This is a genomic window from Capnocytophaga periodontitidis, from assembly GCF_016126015.1.
Taxonomy (GTDB): domain Bacteria; phylum Bacteroidota; class Bacteroidia; order Flavobacteriales; family Flavobacteriaceae; genus Capnocytophaga; species Capnocytophaga periodontitidis.
This window is the reverse complement of the sequence record NZ_JAEFDB010000046.1, coordinates 1-755: the sequence shown is the minus strand read 5'-3', so window position 1 is coordinate 755 and position 755 is coordinate 1. Positions and strand designations below refer to the sequence as shown.

The following is a 755-nucleotide window of genomic DNA, read 5'->3' as shown; positions in this document are numbered from 1 at the left end:
CCCTAAATATGGAAGGTAAAAGAGGTAGGTATGCACGAATATGGGCACTATATAGATAGCCAAACATTTGGATTGACATATATGCTTAATATAGCTATACCAAGTTTTTTTAGTGCAATGAGTAATAAAAAAGAAGATGATGGACTTTATAAGCATAACTATAGATGGTATGAAATGAATGCTAATAAAAACGCTAATAAATATTTCAATAAACATTATGGAAATAGAGTAAATCGGAGTTTATATGAGCCTCCAAAATATACATATCCGAGAAAACGAAAAAAATGAGCTTATGAAAAGATTATATTTAACACTTATATCAATATTCTTCTCAGGATGTGAATTATATATGGATAAAGGGGAAGATGTTTTATATATAGAAAACAATAGCACTTATACTATAAGTGTTTATCCTGCAAAATTAGGATTTGATTTTCTATATCCTGATACCTTAATAACTATGAAATACAAACCTAATACATTAGAAAAATTAAAAACTGGTAGATTTGGAACAGGAGATTGGCAAGATGATTTTAAATCTTTTCCTAAAGATACTTTATCAATTTTTATTTTTAGTACTGATACCTTAAATAAATATAGCTGGGAAGAGGTACGGAGAGATTATAAAATACTAAAGCGTTATGACTTAAGTTATGAAGATTGTAAACTTTTGAAGTTTCGTGTCCCCTATCTTCCTACTCCTACAATGTCAAGAATGAAGATGTATCCTAAATATGGAAGGTAAAAGAGGTAGG

Annotated in this window: 1 protein-coding gene; it reads left to right on the top strand. The window is 28.9% G+C overall.

What is annotated here, in order from left to right; translation table 11 throughout:
* Nucleotides 1–292: 292 nt before the first annotated feature.
* The gene (locus I7X29_RS15235) at nt 293–745 is read left to right on the top strand and encodes a hypothetical protein (protein ID WP_198475891.1); all 453 of its coding nucleotides are present in this window, start codon (nt 293–295) and stop codon (nt 743–745) included.
* The last annotated feature ends 10 nt before the right edge of the window (nt 746–755 follow it).